Annotated in this window: 12 protein-coding genes; 4 read left to right on the top strand and 8 right to left on the bottom strand. The window is 55.0% G+C overall.

Annotation, left to right across the window (positions count from 1 at the left end; translation table 11 throughout):
- Window positions 1–87: 87 nt before the first annotated feature.
- Genes baeR through OGV65_RS15080 form a run of 6 tightly spaced genes read right to left on the bottom strand, consistent with a single transcriptional unit; the run spans window position 88 to window position 11069 of the window.
- Entirely contained in the window at window positions 88–810 is a 723-nt protein-coding gene (baeR, locus tag OGV65_RS15105; RefSeq protein WP_019077149.1) for an envelope stress response regulator BaeR, read from the bottom strand.
- Complete coding sequence (gene baeS, locus OGV65_RS15100) at window positions 807–2210, bottom strand: envelope stress sensor histidine kinase BaeS (RefSeq protein WP_016153606.1); 1404 nt, start codon at window positions 2208–2210, stop codon at window positions 807–809. Before baeS ends, baeR begins: the two co-directional genes overlap by 4 nt.
- The gene (locus OGV65_RS15095; RefSeq protein ID WP_286455125.1) at window positions 2210–3622 is read right to left on the bottom strand and encodes an MFS transporter; all 1413 of its coding nucleotides are present in this window, start codon (window positions 3620–3622) and stop codon (window positions 2210–2212) included. The genes baeS and OGV65_RS15095 overlap by 1 nt, the downstream gene beginning before the upstream one ends.
- Window positions 3619–6699 carry a multidrug efflux RND transporter permease subunit MdtC gene (gene mdtC, locus OGV65_RS15090; protein WP_286455124.1) on the bottom strand — a complete coding sequence of 1027 codons (3081 nt, stop codon included), beginning with the start codon at window positions 6697–6699 and terminating at the stop codon, window positions 3619–3621. The genes OGV65_RS15095 and mdtC overlap by 4 nt, the downstream gene beginning before the upstream one ends.
- A complete protein-coding gene (locus OGV65_RS15085) occupies window positions 6700–9822 on the bottom strand; it encodes an MdtB/MuxB family multidrug efflux RND transporter permease subunit (protein ID WP_016153603.1) in 3123 nt (1040 codons plus the stop codon). It abuts the gene before it with no gap.
- Window positions 9822–11069: an MdtA/MuxA family multidrug efflux RND transporter periplasmic adaptor subunit gene (locus tag OGV65_RS15080; protein ID WP_286455123.1), complete on the bottom strand. Its 1248-nt coding sequence runs from the start codon at window positions 11067–11069 to the stop codon at window positions 9822–9824. Before OGV65_RS15080 ends, OGV65_RS15085 begins: the two co-directional genes overlap by 1 nt.
- Window positions 11070–11348: 279 nt before the next feature.
- On the opposite strand from OGV65_RS15080, the gene OGV65_RS15075 reads away from it, so the two are divergent.
- The gene (locus OGV65_RS15075; protein ID WP_109017525.1) at window positions 11349–11408 is read left to right on the top strand and encodes a type I toxin-antitoxin system Ibs family toxin; all 60 of its coding nucleotides are present in this window, start codon (window positions 11349–11351) and stop codon (window positions 11406–11408) included.
- Window positions 11409–11507: 99 nt separating this feature from the next.
- Here the strand turns inward: OGV65_RS15075 and yegD are convergent, their stop codons facing one another.
- A complete protein-coding gene (gene yegD / locus OGV65_RS15070) occupies window positions 11508–12860 on the bottom strand; it encodes a molecular chaperone (RefSeq protein ID WP_046275425.1) in 1353 nt (450 codons plus the stop codon).
- Window positions 12861–12996: 136 nt separating this feature from the next.
- Between yegD and alkA the strand changes: the two genes are divergently transcribed.
- Entirely contained in the window at window positions 12997–13866 is an 870-nt protein-coding gene (alkA, locus tag OGV65_RS15065; RefSeq protein WP_279265666.1) for a DNA-3-methyladenine glycosylase 2, read from the top strand.
- Here alkA and OGV65_RS15060 read toward each other — a convergent pair.
- Window positions 13834–17163, bottom strand: coding sequence for a diguanylate cyclase (locus OGV65_RS15060; protein WP_032931985.1), 3330 nt, complete (start codon window positions 17161–17163; stop codon window positions 13834–13836). The genes alkA and OGV65_RS15060 overlap by 33 nt on opposite strands.
- Window positions 17164–17478: 315 nt before the next feature.
- Here OGV65_RS15060 and udk point away from each other — a divergent pair, with 315 nt between their 5' ends.
- Both udk and dcd read left to right on the top strand, forming a co-directional pair.
- Entirely contained in the window at window positions 17479–18120 is a 642-nt protein-coding gene (udk, locus tag OGV65_RS15055; protein ID WP_003036776.1) for a uridine kinase, read from the top strand.
- 91 nt (window positions 18121–18211) lie between these two features.
- Window positions 18212–18793 (top strand): dCTP deaminase, encoded by a 582-nt coding sequence (gene dcd / locus OGV65_RS15050; protein WP_016153598.1) that lies wholly within the window; start codon window positions 18212–18214, stop codon window positions 18791–18793.
- Window positions 18794–18797 lie beyond the last annotated feature (4 nt).

The raw sequence follows: 18797 nt of genomic DNA, 5'->3' as shown, positions 1-18797 counted from the left end.
GTTGCCACAAAGAGTATGAGCGATATTTGGAGAGTTGCTAGTCAACAGAACTCCACGAAGCCGCGGAGTCCTGCAGGACGGGAGTGTTTACGCAATTCGACAGGCGTCGGCTTCCCAGCGATACCCTACGCCATAGACCGCGCGGATAAACGACTGCTCCGCATCCAGCGATTCCAGCTTGCGTCGCAGGTTCTTGATATGGCTGTCGATGGTTCGGTCGGTAACGACACGGTAATCGTCATAGAGATGATTGAGCAACTGTTCACGGGAGAACACTTTTCCCGGTTCATGCGACAACGTTTTGAGTAAGCGAAATTCAGCAGGCGTTAAGTCGAGCATTTTCCCACGCCAGGACGCCTGAAAACGACCTTCATCGACGATCAACGGGCTGTCAGCATCCATCTGTTGCAGTTCGCGCTGCGGCTTGCAACGGCGCAGAATCGTCTTCACGCGAGCAACAACTTCACGCGGGCTGTAGGGTTTGCAAATATAATCATCCGCACCGATCTCCAGCCCCAGCAGGCGATCAATTTCTTCTATCTTGGCGGTTACCATCATGATGGGGACTTCAGAGAATCGGCGGATTTCCCGGCACAGAGTCAGGCCGTCGGTACCAGGCAGCATCAGATCCAACAAGATCAGGTCGGGCGGCGTCTGACGCACGTAAGGAAGAACCAGATCGCCATGGCTGATGAGCGTAGGAGCGTAGCTTGCCGCGCGCAGGTAGTCGATAAGCAGTTGCCCCAGCTTGGGCTCGTCTTCCACGATCAGAATACGCGGCGTGTTTTCATCAATGGGTAACTCAGTCATACATCTCTCTGTAAATCGCGTTCCAGCGGTAATGTTACTGTAATGCTCACCCCGCCAAAAGGCGAATGGGCGGCGCGAATCAGACCATTATGCGCCTGTACGATATTGACGCAAATTGCCAGCCCCAGCCCGGAACCACCGCTGGCACGGTTACGCGAGCCTTCGGTGCGATAAAAGCGTTCAAACAGCTTCTGTAACTGGTCGTCACTTACGCCGGGAGCGGAATCAGCGAAGGTTAATAAAACCATACGCTCGCGTTGTTCGGCGCTGATGTGCAGCCCGCCGCCGCTGTCGGTGTAGCGCAGACTGTTTTCCAGCAGATTGTTGAACAACTGCATCAGACGATCCCTGTCGCCAAATACCGTCATGCTGTCCGGGAGTGAAAGTTGTATCGTCAGTCCACGGCTGGCAAAGCGTTCACGAAATGCGCCACTTGCCACTTCCAACAGCGGGATGAGATCCAGCGATGTTTTCTGGTAGGCCAGCGCGCCTTCATCGGACATGGAGAGCTGATGCAGATCGTCCACCAGCTTGGTGAGCGTACCCACTTCAGCCTGCAAAGAGGCAACGGAGTCAGGGGTGAACTGGCGTACGCCATCCTGAATGGCCTCCAGTTCACCGCGCAACACCGCTAACGGCGTACGCAGTTCGTGAGAAATATCGGCCATAAAGTCACGACGCATCTGCTGGTTTTTTTCCAGCGTACTGGCAAGCTGGTTGAAGTCCTGCGCCAGCTTGCCCAGCTCATCCGTACTGGTCGGCGCAACGCGAGTGGTGAAATCGCCAGCCGCCAGTTTGTGCGTGCCTTCCACTAACCGCTTGACCGGGGCCAGCAGGCTGCGCGCCAGCGTAAACGTTGCCAGCGCCGCCAGGATCGTGGAGAGCGCGACGATGAGCCAACTGGAACGTCTTTGCTGCATGTCGAAATTGATATCCGTATTGCGCGTTAAGCGTTCCACGGGAGAGGCAATCACGGCACCGACTTCGCTACCGTTGACGCGGATCGGATGGCGCATACCGTCACGGGGGACCGGAGCACGCGGACCGACCAGCACGCGGGCATTTTGGTCGACAACCCAAAACTGCGTACGCCAGCCGTGCGGCGGCATGCCGGGGCCGGGTTTATCATCGTCGTTGTCGTGTTCAAAAGAGCGCAGGATCTGAAAAACAAACCGATCGTTATTGCGTAAGAATCGCCAGTTGCCGTGCTGTTCATACTGCTCGCTTAATGCGTCGCTGAGCATTTGCAGCCGCTGTTCGTTACCGTGCTTGATATAGTCAATAAAACCGCGTTCGAAGCTTATGCGTACGGCCCAGTGCATGCTGATCAGCAATACGATGCAGGTGGCGAAAATCGCCAGAAACAGTTTGCCGGTGATACCGGGCCGCCAGAACTTCATCAGGTGCTCCTTTTGCGCCGTGAAATCACCGCGTTGGTTTGCGTGTCGTTCGGCACGCGGGTAAAAATAATGGCAGGCAGCGCGATAATGAATGCGATGCACAGCCAGGTATACATAAAGACGGTATGCGTACTTCCGCTGTCGATGACGCTATGCTGCTGACCGAACATGCCTAGCAGCAGTCCCGCGATGGTCACCCCGATACTCATCGACAGCTGCATGATCATTGACAGCAGGCTGTTACCACTGCTGGCGAGATCGTCAGGCAGGTCTTTTAACGTCAGGGTGTTCATGGATGAAAAGCGCGTTGAGTTGACCATTCCCTGTAAGAACAGTACGAAGGGCAGGGCGTAATACCAGCCGAGCAGCGCGGTGGTCATCAGCAGCAGACTGACCAGCGACAGGCCAAGCGTTGTAGCGACCAGTACGCGACGGTAGCCAAAGCGGTTAACGACCTGCACCACAATGCGCTTCATGCCCATACTGCCGAGCACCATCGGGATCATCATCAGCCCGGCATGAAAGGGGGAAAAACCGAGGCCTATTTGTAAAAACACCGGCGTCATAAACGGCAGCATACCGCTACCGATGCGTCCGGCAAAACTGCCGAAAAGACCCAGCGAGAAGGTCGGTGTGCGAAACAGATTCAGGCTGAACAGCGCGCGTGGATTACGATGGGCGTGTTTCAGATACAGCGCAATAGCCAGCACTCCGCAGATAACCAACGCTGCCAGCGAGATACTGGAGATGCCGGTTCCTTTACTGCCATCAAGTGCCAGCGTCAGTACCGCCATGCCGACTGCCAGCATCGCAAATCCGGAGAGATCGAAGCGTCGGGTTTGCATGGTGTAGTTGGGCATCAGCATTAACGTCGCTATCGCGCCGACAATACCAACCGGAATGTTAATCAAAAATATCCAGTGCCAGGAGGCGTATTCAACCAGAATACCGCCTAATGCCGGTCCCAGTAGCGGGCCAATCTGACCGGGCAATGTGACAAACGTCATCGCCGCCATATATTGCTCACGCGGGACGATTTTCATCACCGTTAGCCTGCCGACCGGTACCATCATCGCACCGCCAACGCCTTGTAAGACGCGCGCCATCACCAGCTCGTTGAGTGTGCTGGACCCGGCGCAAAACAGCGAGCCAAGCGTAAACAGGATGATGGCGGTGAAGAAGATATTACGCACGCCAACTTTGTCCGCCAGCCATCCGCTGGCGGGCAGCATCACAGCAACGGTTAAAACATATGACACAATGACCATATGCATGTGTAACGGGCTTTCCCCGAGGCTTGCCGCCATCGAGGGAAGCGCAGTATTCACGATGGTGGTATCCAGTGACTGCATAAAAAAGCCGAATGCCACAATCCAAAGTTGCCAGCGGGTGCTGTCGGGAAGTTCTGTCATAACTCTGCTACCGGTTTGCTGTTTTTACGCGAAAAACGCAGACGCAGACGGTCGAAAAAGAGATAGACCACGGGCGTGGTGTACAGCGTCAGGAGTTGACTCACGACCAGCCCGCCGACAATGGTTATCCCCAAAGGTTGATGTAGTTCGGAGCCATCCCCGGCGGATAACACCAGCGGCAGCGCGCCAAATAACGCCGCCAGCGTGGTCATCATGATTGGGCGAAAGCGCAGCAGGCAGGCCTGGAAAATGGCTTCTTCTGGCTGCAGCTTGCCATTTCTCTGCGCTTCCAGCGCAAAATCGACCATCATGATGGCATTTTTCTTCACAATGCCAATTAATAGCATTATCCCTATCAGGGCGATTAGGCTGAACGGGGCATTGAACAGCTCCAGCGCCAGCAAAGCCCCGACGCCAGCTGAAGGTAGCGTGGAGAGAATGGTCAGGGGATGAACATAGCTTTCATACAGCATACCCAGAACGATGTAGACCGTGGCGATGGCGGCGATAATCAGGATCACCTGTGAGTTCATGGTGTCCTGAAATACCTGTGCCGTGCCGGCAAAGCTACCGCGAACCGTGGAGGGGACGCCGAGCTGGGTCATGGTTCTGTTGATAGCCTCTGTCGCCTCTGACAGTGAAGAACCTGTTGGCAGGTTAAACGACACGGTTGAGGCAGCGGACAAGCCCTGATGGTTTACCGACAGCGGGGCATTCGCCGGTTGCCATTTGGCAAAGTACGATAGCGGGATTGCCTTACCGTCATTGTTGATGACGAACATTTTATCCAGCGCGCTGATGTCCTGGGTGTAACGTCGATCGACCTCCATCACCACTTTGTACTGGTTCATCGGTTGATAAATAGTTGAAATTTGCCGTTGTCCAAAAGCGTTGTTCAACAGGCTGTTAGCGGCTGCAACGTCGATCCCCAGACGAGACATGGTGTCGCGATCGTAGACCAGGTTCATTTCCGCGCCATTGTCCTGCTGATCTGAGTTGACATCCGCCAGTTGGGGCAGGGCGGCAAGCGCCTTACGGATCTTCGGTTCCCACTCGCGCAGTGCCGCCAGATCGTCGGAAAGCAATGTGTATTGATAGCTGGCATTGGCCTGGCGGCCGCCGACGCGAATATCCTGCACCGCCATCAGAAACAGATTCGCGCCAGGCTCTTTTGCAAGCGCGACGCGCAGGCGGTCGATCACCTGCTGAGCGGTTTCACCGCGCTCATCGCGTGGCTTGAGGGTGATAAACATCATCCCGCTGTTAACCCGGGAACCGCCGGTAAAACCGGTGACGTTATTCACCGCCGGGTCGTCGCGGATGATCTTCATAAAGTCCTGCAGTTTGCCGCGCATCGCCTGGAAAGAGATGCTTTGGTCGGCCTGAATCCCCCCCATCAACACACCCGTATCTTGCTCCGGGAAGAAAGTTTTGGGGATGGAAATATAAAGCCAGATATTCAGCGCAATGGTGCCAAGTAACACCACGCCCACCAGTCGCGTATGGCGCAGCACCCATTTAAGCGAAGTGCCGTAACTCTGTTGCAGTGCCACCAGCACACGACCAAAACCTCGTTTACGAGACTGTTCACGCGGGGCGCTGGATTTGAGCATCCAGCCACACATCATTGGCGTCAATGTCAGCGACACCAGCAGCGAGATACCGATAGCAACTGACAGCGTGACGGCAAATTCGCGCAGCAAGCGCCCAGGCAATCCGCCCATTAACAGCAGCGGGAGGAACACCGCTACCAGCGACAGGCTCATTGAGAGCACCGTGAATCCCACTTCGCGCGTACCTTGTAGCGCCGCCTGCAGTGGCTTCATTCCCGCTTCCAGGTGGCGGGCAATATTTTCCAGCACCACGATCGCGTCATCTACGACAAATCCCGTGGCAATGGTCAACGCCATTAATGACAGGTTGTTCAGGCTGAACCCGCACAGATACATGGCGGCAAAGGTACCGATCAGCGAGACCGGAACCGCTACCGCAGGGATCAGGGTCGCGCGCCCGGAGCGCAGGAAAACAAAGACCACCAGAATAACCAGCGCAACGGAGATAATCAGCGTCTGTTCGACTTCCTCCAGCGAGGCGCGAATGGTCGGTGAACGGTCCTGGGCAATTTGCAGATCGATGGCGGCCGGGACCAGCGTTTGTAACTCCGGTAATTTGGCCCGAATGCTGTCTACCGTCTGAATAATATTGGCTTCTGGCAGCTTGCGGATCATCAGCAGGATAGCCGGTTTAGCGTTGGTCATCCCCGCGTTACGTACGTCCTGCACCGAGTCGCTCACAGACGCAACATCGCCCAGCCGCACCGCAGCGCCGTTATTGTAGTGGATGATAATAGGCTGGTACTCGGCGGCGGTTTTCAGCTCATCGTTGGTTTGTACCTGCCAGCGATGGGTATCATTCTCGATAGCTCCCTGCGGCTTACGCACATTGGCGTTAGCAATCGCGCTACGCACGTCGTCCAGCGACACCCCCTGATTAAACAGCGCTTGCGGATTAAGCCCTACGCGCACGGCAGGCAGAGAGCTGCCCCCAACGTCGACGTCACCCACGCCGTCGATTTGCGCGATGGTCTGTGCTAATTGGGTTGATGCGAAATCGTACAGCTCACCCTGCGAGTAAGTGTCCGACGTGAGCGTCAGGATCATGATTGGCGCATCGGAAGGGTTGGCTTTGCGGTACGTGGGGCGGCTTGGCATGCCGCTGGGTAGCAGGCTTTGCGCTGCGTTAATCGCGGCCTGAACATCCCGCGCCGCGCCATTGATGTCACGGTCGAATTTGAATTCAAGAATAATGCGCGTACTGCCAAGGGAACTGCTCGAGGTCATTTCGTTCACGCCCGCGATGCGCCCCAGTGAGCGCTCCAGCGGGGTGGCTACCGAAGACGCCATCGTTTCAGGGGAAGCGCCGGGTAATGATGCGCTGACCATGATCACCGGGAAATCCACCTGCGGCAGCGGAGCTACCGGCAGCAGACGAAAGCCCAGTATCCCGCACAGGGTGATGGCCACCGAAATGAGAATGGTCGCCACCGGACGATGAATGAAAAGCGCGAAAAATTTCATTTACGCTTCCTCTTCCTGGCGCGGGAAGCGGCTTTTCACGTACAGCGACAGACGGTCAAACAGCAGATAAATCACCGGGGTGGTAAACAGGGTTAATACCTGGCTTACCAGCAGACCACCGACCATACCAATTCCTAATGGACGACGTAATTCGGCCCCCACGCCGGTACTTAACATCAGCGGCAACGCACCGAGCAGTGCCGCCAGCGTAGTCATCAGAATCGGGCGAAAACGCAGCAGACAGGCCTGGAAAATAGCGTCGCGTGGGGTCATGCCCTGTTCGCGCTCCGCGGCAAGGGCGAAGTCGATCATCATGATGGCGTTTTTCTTGACGATACCGATGAGCAAAATAATGCCGATAATCGCGATGACGTCCAGTTCACTGCCGGCAATCATTAACGCCAGGAGGGCGCCGACGCCCGCCGTGGGTAGCGTGGAGAGAATGGTAATCGGGTGAATAAAGCTCTCATACAGCACGCCGAGGACGATATACATCGCGACAACCGCAGCCACAATCAACCAGATGGTATTACCCAGTGCGGCCTGGAAAGCGAGCGTACTGCCCTGGAACTGGGTGGTAATATTTGCTGGCAGATTGAGCGTTTTTTCGGCATCCAGAATTGCCTGCACCGCATCGCCCAGCGAATGACCGTCCGGTACGTTGAACGAGATGGTGGTGACCGGGAACTGATCGAGGTGGTTAATCGACAGCGGAGCGAAACGCTGTTCAATGCTGGCGATTGCGCTAAGCGGAACCACGCCGCCGTCGCTGCTGGTCAGACGGATAGTGTCCAGTGCAGCAAGCCCCGGCGTACTATTGGTGTCATGCTCTAACACGACGCGATACTGGTTGGCTTGGGTGTAGATGGTTGAAATCAGTCGCTGGCCGAAGGCGTTGTACAGGGCGTTATCGACATCCGCCATGCTGATGCCTAAACGGCTGGCGCTATCGCGATTAACGTTCACATACGCCACCAGCCCTTTGTCCTGCCAGTCGCTACTGACATCGGACAGTTGCGGTAGCTGGTGTAGTTTTTCTAACAGCTGTGGAACCCAGGTGCTGAGGGCATCAAGGGACGTTGCTTGCAGCGTAAACTGATATTGCGTCCGGCTGACCTGGGTATCAATCGTCAGGTCCTGGGTGGGCTGAAGATAGAGATCAACGCCGGGTACTCTGTCAACCGCGTCCTGTAGGCGTGCGATCACTTTCTGCACGCGATCGTCGCGATCGTCCAGCGGCTTAAGGTTGATTTGCAGACGCGCGCTGTTTAATGCCGGATTAGTACCATCCACGCCGACAAAAGCGGTCAGGCTCTCTACCGCCGGATCTTGAAGGATGACATCGGAAACCTGGCGCTGGCGCTGGGCCATGCTGGCAAATGAACTGGACTGCGGCGCCTGCAGCGTACCCTGGATGATGCCGTTGTCCTGGATCGGGAAGAATCCTTTGGGGATAAAGACCCATAACATAACGCTCAGTGCCAGCGTGCCGAGCGCCACGCCCAGCGTGAGCCACGGATGGTTCAGCACTTTTGCCAGCCAGTGACCGTACCCGGCAATGACGCGATCGAACATACGCTCCGAGGCACGGGAAAAGCGGTTTTGCTTGCGCAACGAGGCCTGATTAAGCATGCGCGCGCACATCATCGGCGTGAGGGTGAGCGAGACGACGGCGGAAATCAGAATTGCCACGGCCAGCGTAACGGCAAACTCGCGGAATAATCGGCCAACGATATCACCCATAAACAACAGCGGGATCAGCACGGCAATTAGCGAAAATGTCAGAGAGATGATGGTAAAACCAATCTCACCAGCCCCCTTCAGGGCGGCAGTCAGCGGTTTTTCGCCTTTTTCGATATAGCGTGAAATATTCTCGATAACCACGATAGCGTCATCCACTACGAATCCTGTCGCGATGGTTAGCGCCATTAGGGTCAGGTTATTGATGGAGAAATCAAGAAATACCATCACCGCGAAAGTACCGATGAGCGACAATGGAACGGCGACCGCAGGAATAATCGTCGCCGGAATATTGCGCAGGAACAGGTAGATGATCATCACCACCAGCGCAATCGCCAGCATTAGCTCAAACTGGGTGTCTGCAACGGACGCACGAATATTGGTCGTACGATCCGAAAGCACGCTGACCTTAACTGATTTGGGCAGGCTTTCGGTGAGCTGCGGCAGCATTTGACGGATACTGTCTGCCGTGGAGATGATGTTCGCCCCAGGCTGGCGCTGAACATTCATTACAATGGCTTGTTGCTTATTGGCCCATGCGCCCAGCCAACTATTTTCTGCCCCTTGTTCGACGGTGGCGACATCGCCCAGACGAACCGGCGCACCGTTTTTATAGGCCACGATGAGCTGGCGATATTCGTCTGCGGACTGCATCTGGTCGTTGGCGGAAAGGGTGACAGCACGCGTTGGGCCATCAAGACTCCCTTTTGCCGAATTGACGTTAGCCCCGGTAATGGCTGTACGGATGGTTTCGCTGGTCAGACCGAGTGCGGCAATAGCCTGTGCGTTAAGCTTCACGCGGACCGCCGGTCGTTGCCCGCCGGAAAGTGTTACCAGACCGACACCGGAAACCTGAGAGATTTTCTGCGCGACGCGGGTTTCGACCATATCTTCCACCTGCGTCATCGGCATGGCGCTGGACGTGACCGCCAGCGTCATGATCGGTGGATCTGCCGGGTTTACCTTGCTGTAGACTGGCGGATTGGGCAGATCGCCCGGTAATAAATTGGTGGCGGCGTTAATCGCAGCCTGAACTTCCTGCTCGGCAACATCCAGCGGGAGTGTCAGTTGAAACTGCAACGTGACGACCGATGCGCCGCCGGAACTTTGCGAGGACATCTGTTTTAAGCCGGACATCTGTCCGAACTGACGCTCAAGCGGCGCGGTTACCGCCGAGGTCATGACGTCCGGGCTGGCGCCCGGGTACAGCGTAACGACCTGAATCGTGGGGTAATCGACTTCCGGTAAGGCAGCGATCGGCAGGAAACGATAACCGATAATACCGGCAAGCAAAATCGCGACCATCAGCAGCGTGGTGGCGACAGGTCGCAGAATAAACAGGCGTGATGGCCCGCCTGTGTTGTGCGGAGGTAACACCTGCATCAGGAGTTAGCTCCTTTTTTGCCGTATCCGCGGGGCGCAGTTTTCTCGTCCTGAGCTGAGGCGTCATGCGCCTCTACAACTTCTACTTTTGCGCCTTCCGTCAAGCGGTCAATACCGTCGGTTACGACCCGATCGCCTGCGGACAACCCTGCGGCGATCACTACTTTTTGGCTATCCTGAATACCTGGTTTAACCAGATGTTTGCTCACTTTATTCTCGCTGTTCAGCACCCAGACAAAATGGCCCTCATTGCCCATCTGCAGGGCGGCCGTTGGGATCACCACGGCGTTTTGTTCCGTGTCGACCAGCATGCGGGCGTTAACGAACTGGTTAGGGAATAAAGCATCATCCTGATTGTCAAAACGGGCTTTAACTTTGATGGTTCCGGTCGTGGCATCAATCTGATTGTCGAGACTGAGCAGGACGCCTTCGCTCAGTTTTTGCGAATTGGTTCGGTCCCAGGCTTCGACCTTTAACGGAGTCCCCGATTTTTGCGCCCGCAACACGGTGGCAATGTCGTTTTCAGGCAAGGTGAATATCAGGTCGATAGGATGGGTTTGCGTAATGACGACGATTCCGGTGGTATCGCCGCTGGAAATTTGGTTACCGACGTCGACCTGCTTCAGACCGACACGCCCCTCTACAGGCGCGGTTATCCGGCTCCAGTCAAGCTGCAATTGGGCGCTGGCGACGCTGGCTTCATCGGCTTTGATTGTCCCTAACGTTTCATTTACCAGCGCCTGCTGGGCATCCAGCTCCTGGCGGGAGACCAGATTAGTTTTCACCAGCTGTTGATAGCGGGCAAGATCGCGACGGGCATTTGCCAGCGTGGCTTTATCTTTGGCCAGTTGGCCTTGCGCCTGAGCCAGAGCAACTTTGAACTGGCTGGGATCTATCTCTGCCAGCAGGTCGCCGGCTTTTACCTGCTGTCCTTCCTCGAAGTGTAAGGCAATGAGCTGACCATCCACCCGGCTACGTACCGTGGCGGTATTTGCGGCAGTAATGGTACCCAGCCCTGTCAGGTAACGCGGAACGGCTTCCATGGCGGCGGTGGCAGCCTGAACGGGAGCCAACGGCTCGGAGCGCATTCCACGCCGTCCCGAACCTGGCGTGTGCTGCGCTGGTTTGGTCGCGCCCGGTGCGTTTTCCTGGGCGTCGTTACGGCTTTGCCAGAACCAGATGGCGGCGACGGTGGCCACAACGATCGCGATTGCTATCACCCAGCGGGATTTTTTACTGCCTTTCATTGTTATAAGTTTCTCATCCTGAAACGATTCGCGGAATGATACTAGTTTAGCCAGCGAACAAGGGAGAAAAATGGAGGAATTATGAAACACTGTCGGGATTCGTCTGAATGCTGATGCGGCTTTGCGAAGCGTTACGCAACAATCGGTGGTGAAGATAGCGAATACGTGATTGTGCGTTAGAGTGCTGACAAGGCAAAAAGGAGGAGAGCCAGAGATTTCAGCGGGACGCTGGAACGGAAAAGCCCCTCCCGAGGAAGGGGCCAAAATAGAGAAAGGGTTATGATGAAGCAGGTCATCATCCTGGTGATACTCTTAGTGATTAGCTTACCGGCTTACTAAGACACCAGGGGGAGGAGAAGCCCTCCCTAACCCTCATTCCTGTAAATAAGCTACAGCAATGGTGATGTCAATACGCGTACTTTTCAGCATGCGAGCCGCTTAGCGGAAAACAACGTCAGCCCAGCGGGCCAGTCCGGCAGTAACGGAACCGAAATCATCGCCCCCCGCGATCGGAATCCCGGGAAGTTGCTGGGCGAGGGCTTTTTTAATCAGCGGCGAACGCGCACTACCGCCGGTCAGGTAAATCACGTCCGGTTTTTCCTGCGCGTTTTCAAGCGCCAGTTGAACCTGCTCCAGAATGCGCGCCAGGGGCTGATTGAGCGCAGCTTCCAGCCCGTGTTGACTGATATCGGTTGCCAGCGTGTCGCTGATAAACGGTATCGCCGCCGTCACAATGGTCTGATCGGAAAGCGCGATTTTGCTCTCTTCTGCGCTGCGCACCAGGCGATAGCTCAGACGCTCGCGCCAGACTTTAAGCAGTAGGGCGACTTTATCGGCTTCTTTCGCGTCACGGACAAGATCGTTGAGCAAGCGACCGTTGGCGCTACTGTAGAAGTCACTTTGCGCGGGAACATCGTTGATCGCGACCGCGTTCCACCAGGGCAGGATAGGTAAGGCGATCCCTTTTTCCGTTTCTCCCCCCATACCGAGCAGCGGCATCAGATGTTTAAACGCCAGCGCAATATCCAGATCGTTCCCGCCAACGCGGCAGCCGCTGTGCCCCAGCAGGCTGTTTTCGCGATCGGCGCGCTGATGCCATTGCGGCCCCATCAGCAGCAGTGAACAGTCGGTTGTACCCCCGCCAATATCCACCACCAGCACGCGTTTTTCTTCCTGCAGCGTGGCTTCGTAATCCAGACCAGCCGCTACCGGCTCGTACTGGAAGACGACATCCTGAAAACCGGCGCGTTTAGCCGCACGTTCAAGAATACCCTGCGCCTGGGCGTTGGCGTCATCGCCCCCTAACCCCTGGAAGTTGATGGGACGACCAATAACGGCCTGGGTGATGGCTTCCGGCAACTGATTTTGTGCCTGGTTGCGTATGTGCAGCATCATCGCGCAGACCAGATCTTCAAACAGCGCAACCTGCTGCGGCTTCAGACCGCTGGCACCCAAAAATGATTTTGGCGATTTAACGAAGTACACCTCTTCCGGGTCTTCAATATATTGACCCAGCGATGCCAGACCGAACTGCACGCTGTTGGCGTTAACGTCGATGTCTTCTTCGCGGTTATAGCGCATCGCGCGGCGAAGCAGCGCCTGCGTTTCGTCGTCCGTGGTTGGGATGTCGTGATGGCGATACAGCCACTCGCTGACCGCTTCGCGCGTTGGCGCGCACAGCATTGAAGGCAGAAGCGTGCTGTTATTTTCCATTTTGAGCAGGTGAGGCTGCCCGTCACGCATAACGGCCACTGAACAGTTTGCCGTACCGTAGTCAAAACCAATAAACACCGTAAAAATCCCCATGCCAGTGAAGAAGGGGCGTGACTTTAACGAAATGTTGACGCTCCGACAACTGGAATATGAAAGCAAGGCGCATCGATTGAATACCGTTTATGCTGTAGGTTTGCATAAAAAGGAAAACTGAATGTTCGCGCTGAGCTGGCAACCGCCTTATGACTGGCCCTGGATGCTGGGATTTCTTGCCGCCCGTGCGGTTGACGGTGTCGAAACGGTGGAGGAACTGAGTTATACCAGAAGCCTGTCCGTAGGGGAGCATCGGGGTCTGGTGCGCGTCGTACCGGATTTGCATGTCAATGTGCTACACGTGACGTTAAGTTCGGGATTACAACCCGCCGCCCCCGAGTGCCTGGCGAAAATAACCCGTTTGTTTGATCTTACCTGTTGCCCGCAGCAAATTGTCAGCGCGCTGGGAAGCCTTGGTGCGGCGCGTCCGGGACTGCGCCTGCCGGGATGTGTCGATGCTTTTGAGCAAGGGGTACGGGCGATTTTAGGGCAGTTAGTCAGCGTGGCTATGGCGGCAAAACTGACAGCGAAAGTCGCGCATGCTTATGGCGACACGCTGGAGGATGCGCCAGGGTATGTTTGTTTTCCCATGCCTGAAGCGCTTGCTGACGCCGAACCGCTGCACCTGAAAGCGTTAGGGATGCCGCTCAAACGCGCTGAAGCGTTGATTCACCTGGCGCGTGCAACGCTTGAAGGAACGCTTGCGACAGTAGCGCCTGACGATATTGAGCAAGGTGTTAAGCAACTACAAACGTTTCCCGGAATAGGGCGCTGGACCGCCAACTATTTTGCGCTGCGTGGTTGGCAGGCGAAGGATGTTTTTTTGCCGGATGATTATCTGATTAAACAGCGTTTTCCCGGCATGACGCCAGCCCAGATCCGGCGGTATGCAGAGCGTTGGAAACCCTGGCGCTCCTATGCACTCTTGCATATCTGGTACACGGATGGCTGGCAACCGTCAGTTGATGGCGAAATTACTGGTATTCAGTAGCAGATCCAGCGGTTGGGCGTTGGCAATAATGTCGCCATAAATCATATCAATACCGATGCCGGAAAGCGCATCCATAATAAGCGGCAACTGCACCGGACCGGCGATGCTTTTAATGTCCAGACGCTGGGCATGGCCCTGGATAATGGACACCCACATCTCGTCAATCAGGTCTCCGTGAGCGCTGGCGCTTAACTCGCTGTCAAGCAACAGGTAATCGACAATGTGGTATTTCAGATTGTCAAAAAGCTCTAAATCACGACCGACCTGACTTAACACAATTCGACAACCGAACTGACGTAGCCGATGCAGGGCGGATATCGCCTGCGTTGGATTCGTTTTGATGACGCTGGCCGGAACGGTCAGGTGCAGCAGGCGTGGCGGTAACGGGCTATGTTGCAATTGTTCCAGCAGCTCATCAACAAGTTCTGAATTGAGCAGCCCGGCGGCGGAAAGGGGGAGCGCAACACTGAGGCCTTTGCTGGCGACTGCCGGGGCAGCATTCTGGAAGAATTCGCTGAATACCCGACGGTCGAGCGCTTGATTCAATGTGGGATCGACCAGCCCGGTACGGAATGTCTGCTCTTCAATCACTTCGCCTTCAGCGGTCCCTAAGCGTAGCGATATAAGCCAGAAGCTAAACGTCTCAGGTATACGTGGAGAAGCCACGCCTCTGGCGATCATCAGCATCGGGCTGTGCGTAATGGTATGCTTTTGTTCGTCCAATGACAGTTGGCTACGCGCGGCATGCGCCTGGCTTTGCTGGGGTTCATAGACGCAGACACGCCCACGTCCGCTGTTTTTCGCCGCGTAGCAGGCGATATCCGCCTGAGACATGACGTCAGTCGCAATATGGTTTTTGTCATCAATCAGCGTAATTCCCGCACTGGCGCCAATGCGGTGCAAGCGGCCATCCCACATGAAGTGGTAATCGTTAATAGCACTGATGATGCGACCTGAGATGAAGCGGGCGCTTTCGATATTACAATCCGGCAGCAACAGACCAAACTCGTCGCCGCCAAGGCGCGCCAGCATATCGCTGGACCGCAGCATGCTTAGCATCAGTGAAGAGAGTTCGCGCAGCAGGGCATCGCCAGCGGCATGCCCTGCGCTATCGTTCACCGCTTTAAAACGATCAAGATCGATAAAAACCAGCACATGACTCTGGTGCGCGTCGTGTACCGTATGCAGCAACTGTTTGAGATGGTTTTCAAAGCTGACCCGATTGGCCAACTGCGTCAGGTCGTCATGCGAAGCGCTGTAGCTAAGCTGGCGCAGCATCTTACGTGACTCGGTGACATCCTGAATGACCAGCACCGAGCCAATGCTGCCGCCATCAAGGGTACTGAGGGGCGTGATGCTGTACTGAATGTCATAACTGTTGCCGTTGCGACAATGCAGGACGACTTCTTGTTCCATTGCCTTACGCGACATGTCGGCGCTGTAGATATTTTCCATCAGCGGACCGTTATCGCCGAAAGTAATACGCAGTACCGTCAGGAGCGGAATGCCAATTGCGTTTTCCTGCTGCCAGCCGCTCATTTTCTCAGCGACCGGATTCATAAAGGTCACATTCATGTCGACATCAATACAAATCACCGCCTCGCCGATGGAGTCCAGCGTAATATGCAAACGCTCTTTTTCTTGAAACAGCGCTTCGTTGAGCTGCTTCACCTCGGTCATATCCATATTGATGCCAAGTAAGCGTTCAACTTCACCGTCTTTATTCAGTACCCGGTTGGCCAACGAGCGGATATGCCGTATGCCACCTTTTACTGCGATACGAAACTCAAGCTTAAACGGGGCTCGTGCGGCCAGCGAATCGCGAATCACATTTTCGGCGTGTTCGCGATCTTCAGGCACAACGCATTCATACCAGACTTGCCAGCTGGGCTTGATATGTGCCGGGACTTCGTAGAGATCGAACATACGCTTATCCCAGCTGATCACATCAGGCTGCAGTTCCCATTCCCAAATGCCGATCCCCCCGGCTTCATTAGCGAGCGTAATGCGCTCCATCAGCCGTTTGTTCATCCACTCGGTATGCTTCAGATCGTTAATGTCCTCAATCTGCGCAATAAAGTAGAGTGGGGTGGTGTCGCTATGGCGCACCAGCGAAACGGCCAGCAAGGCCCATACCACCTCGCCTGCGCGCGTGTAATAGCGTTTCTCCATGGAATAGCTGTTAATTTCCCCGCGCGCCAGCATGTTTAACTGTTCGAGGTCATTGTTCAAATCTTCCGGCCAGGTTAATTGCTGGAAGGTGAGCGAACGTAGCTCCTCCTGGCTATAGCCCAGAAACTGGCACAAGGCTTTATTGGCCTGTAGCCATTGCCCCTCGGTCCCGACCAGCGCCATGCCAATTGCGGAATATTCCATAGCATTGCGAAAGCGCGCTTCGCTTTCTGAGATGTGCTTGCGTTCTGCCCGAAACGCGTACATCACCATGGTCATCATATTGGCTGGCAACAGGATCATCAAAAACGGCAGCCACGGTATGCTGGTCATCATGTTCTGTTTGGGGGTGTAGAGCAGCGAAGGGTCAGCGGCCAACATCAGCGAAACCATCATCACGGTGCTGAGGAAAATTAAAAACGCCTCCATACGCGGCAGACGGACAGCGCTCCACATCAACAGGACAATAACGCAGGTAAACGGCCATGGAATGAACATCATCGACAGCCAACTGAACGTTAACGTCACCAGAAGCGTAATCAGAGTTTCAAGCAGTAATCGCGGATTGCGGTGGCGCAGCAGATAATGTGGCTTAAACAGTAAACCTAATGGTACCAGCGCCAGCGCGCCGATGGATTCTGACAGCACCCAAATGAGGAAGGTATTTAACGACGTTTCTTGCGGTAATAATAACCAGAGTAATACGCCGCCCAGCAGCGGAGGGACCACTGCGCTGCCGAATGCCAGGCGCGCCCAGTCGTTGAGATTTTGTAAAGGATTGTACCAGGGCAGCAGTTTGCGCAATAACATTGCCCCCACGACAGCCTCAATAATGTTGATGGCCGTGTAGGTAAAGCTAAGCGACTCTCCGGGGAAGAAGAGCAAAGAACCCGCGATGTTACCCAATGAGCACGCCAGCGCGATCCCCGGCCACATTTTTCCCGCATGACGGTAAAAAGCCACCATCATGATTGAGGTCGGAAACCACAGCGGCGCCAGCTGCGCACCGAAACGAGACAGTTCCAGCGAGAACAGCGTAAAGATGAAAGCCACCAGACCTAAACTGGCCAGGCGCAGTAGAGGATGAGGTAAGGTAACTAAAACATGTTGGGATTGTTTACTCATTACCACTCTACCCAAATAGCCGTTGTCGCCCAGTAGAGATGCCGGACGCATCACATTTAATCTGGGTTTATGCTAGTACAAATAATTTACAATTTATACGCCAGCTGCTCATAAATTAACACTCTCAAGCTATTAATTACTAAGGCTGGCGAATAAATGTAGCGCATGCTTTAAATATGACCGTTTTAATTTGCGACAGGGAAGGCATTGGTGCAGCCTGGGCTGGCGTCGCGCCGCTGAAATCCCTATAATTGCCGCGTTTGGCGTTTCGGCGCCGCCCTTCCTAACATCCAGGTTAATCAGGTCGCTAAATTTATGACTGATCAGTCCCATCAGTGCGTCATTATCGGCATTGCCGGCGCATCGGCTTCCGGCAAGAGTCTTATTGCCAGTACTCTTTATCGCGAATTGCGTGAACAAGTCGGTGACGAACATATTGGCGTTATTCCCGAAGACAGCTATTACAAAGATCAAAGCCATCTATCGATGGAAGAGCGTGTAAAAACCAACTACGACCATCCGAACGCGATGGATCACAGCCTGCTGTTCCAACATCTGCAAACGCTGAAACGCGGTAGTGCCATTGAGCTGCCAGTGTACAGCTACGTTGAGCACACGCGCACGCAAGACACTATTCATATCGAACCCAAGAAAGTCATCATCCTGGAAGGCATTTTGCTGCTGACGGATGCGCGTTTGCGTGATGAGATGAACTTCTCTATTTTTGTTGATACCCCGCTGGATATTTGCCTGATGCGCCGTATCAAGCGCGATGTGAACGAACGTGGTCGTTCAATGGATTCAGTGATGGCGCAATATCAGAAAACCGTCCGTCCGATGTTCCTGCAATTTATTGAGCCTTCAAAACAATACGCCGACATCATTGTGCCGCGCGGGGGTAAAAACCGCATCGCCATCGATATTCTGAAGGCTAAAATCAGTCAGTTCTTTGAATAAGTTCAGCGAATTGTGTACCGTTCAGTGATAACCTGGTTCACCCTTAATGCACCTGGCATTAAGGGGTTGAAGCACGAAAGGAGAAAGTGCCATGCGTTTATGTGACCGAGATATTGAAGCCTGGTTGGATCAAGGTCGTCTGTCGATCAATCCACGCCCTCCTGTCGAGCGAATCAACGGCGCCACGGTAGATGTGCGCCTTGGCAACAAATTCCGTACGTTCCGCGGGCATACGGCGGCGTATATCGATCTGAGCGGACCGAAAGATGAAGTCAGCGCCGCGCTGGATCGCGTGATGAGTGATGAAATCGTCCTCAAAGACGGCGAGGCATTTTTCCTGCATCCGGGCGAACTGGCGCTGGCAGTGACGTTCGAATCCGTGACGCTGCCTTCCGATCTTGTGGGTTGGTTAGATGGCCGTTCTTCGCTGGCGCGTCTGGGACTGATGGTACACGTCACCGCACACCGTATCGATCCGGGCTGGTCTGGCTGCATCGTACTGGAGTTTTACAACTCCGGAAAACTACCGCTGGCCCTGCGTCCTGGCATGCCGATTGGCGCATTAAGCTTCGAACCGCTTTCCGGTCCGGCGGCGCGACCTTACAACCGTCGTCAGGATGCAAAGTATCGCGATCAGCAGGGCGCCGTTGCCAGCCGGATCGATAAAGACTGAGTAT

It is taken from the genome of Citrobacter sp. Cb004 (assembly GCF_030337065.1).
Lineage (GTDB): Bacteria > Pseudomonadota > Gammaproteobacteria > Enterobacterales > Enterobacteriaceae > Citrobacter > Citrobacter braakii.
Note: the sequence above shows the minus strand (reverse complement) of the source record. Positions and strands in the feature narration are given on the sequence as shown.

Coding starts and splice junctions, on each gene's coding strand:
- udk (WP_003036776.1), top strand. CDS start 17,479: ATGACTGATCAGTCCCATCAGTGCGTCATTATCGGCATTGCCGGCGCA.
- baeS (WP_016153606.1), bottom strand. CDS start 2,210: ATGAAGTTCTGGCGGCCCGGTATCACCGGCAAACTGTTTCTGGCGATT.
- baeR (WP_019077149.1), bottom strand. CDS start 810: ATGACTGAGTTACCCATTGATGAAAACACGCCGCGTATTCTGATCGTG.
- OGV65_RS15095 (WP_286455125.1), bottom strand. CDS start 3,622: ATGACAGAACTTCCCGACAGCACCCGCTGGCAACTTTGGATTGTGGCA.
- OGV65_RS15085 (WP_016153603.1), bottom strand. CDS start 9,822: ATGCAGGTGTTACCTCCGCACAACACAGGCGGGCCATCACGCCTGTTT.
- dcd (WP_016153598.1), top strand. CDS start 18,212: ATGCGTTTATGTGACCGAGATATTGAAGCCTGGTTGGATCAAGGTCGT.
- mdtC (WP_286455124.1), bottom strand. CDS start 6,699: ATGAAATTTTTCGCGCTTTTCATTCATCGTCCGGTGGCGACCATTCTC.
- OGV65_RS15080 (WP_286455123.1), bottom strand. CDS start 11,069: ATGAAAGGCAGTAAAAAATCCCGCTGGGTGATAGCAATCGCGATCGTT.
- alkA (WP_279265666.1), top strand. CDS start 12,997: ATGTTCGCGCTGAGCTGGCAACCGCCTTATGACTGGCCCTGGATGCTG.
- OGV65_RS15060 (WP_032931985.1), bottom strand. CDS start 17,163: ATGAGTAAACAATCCCAACATGTTTTAGTTACCTTACCTCATCCTCTA.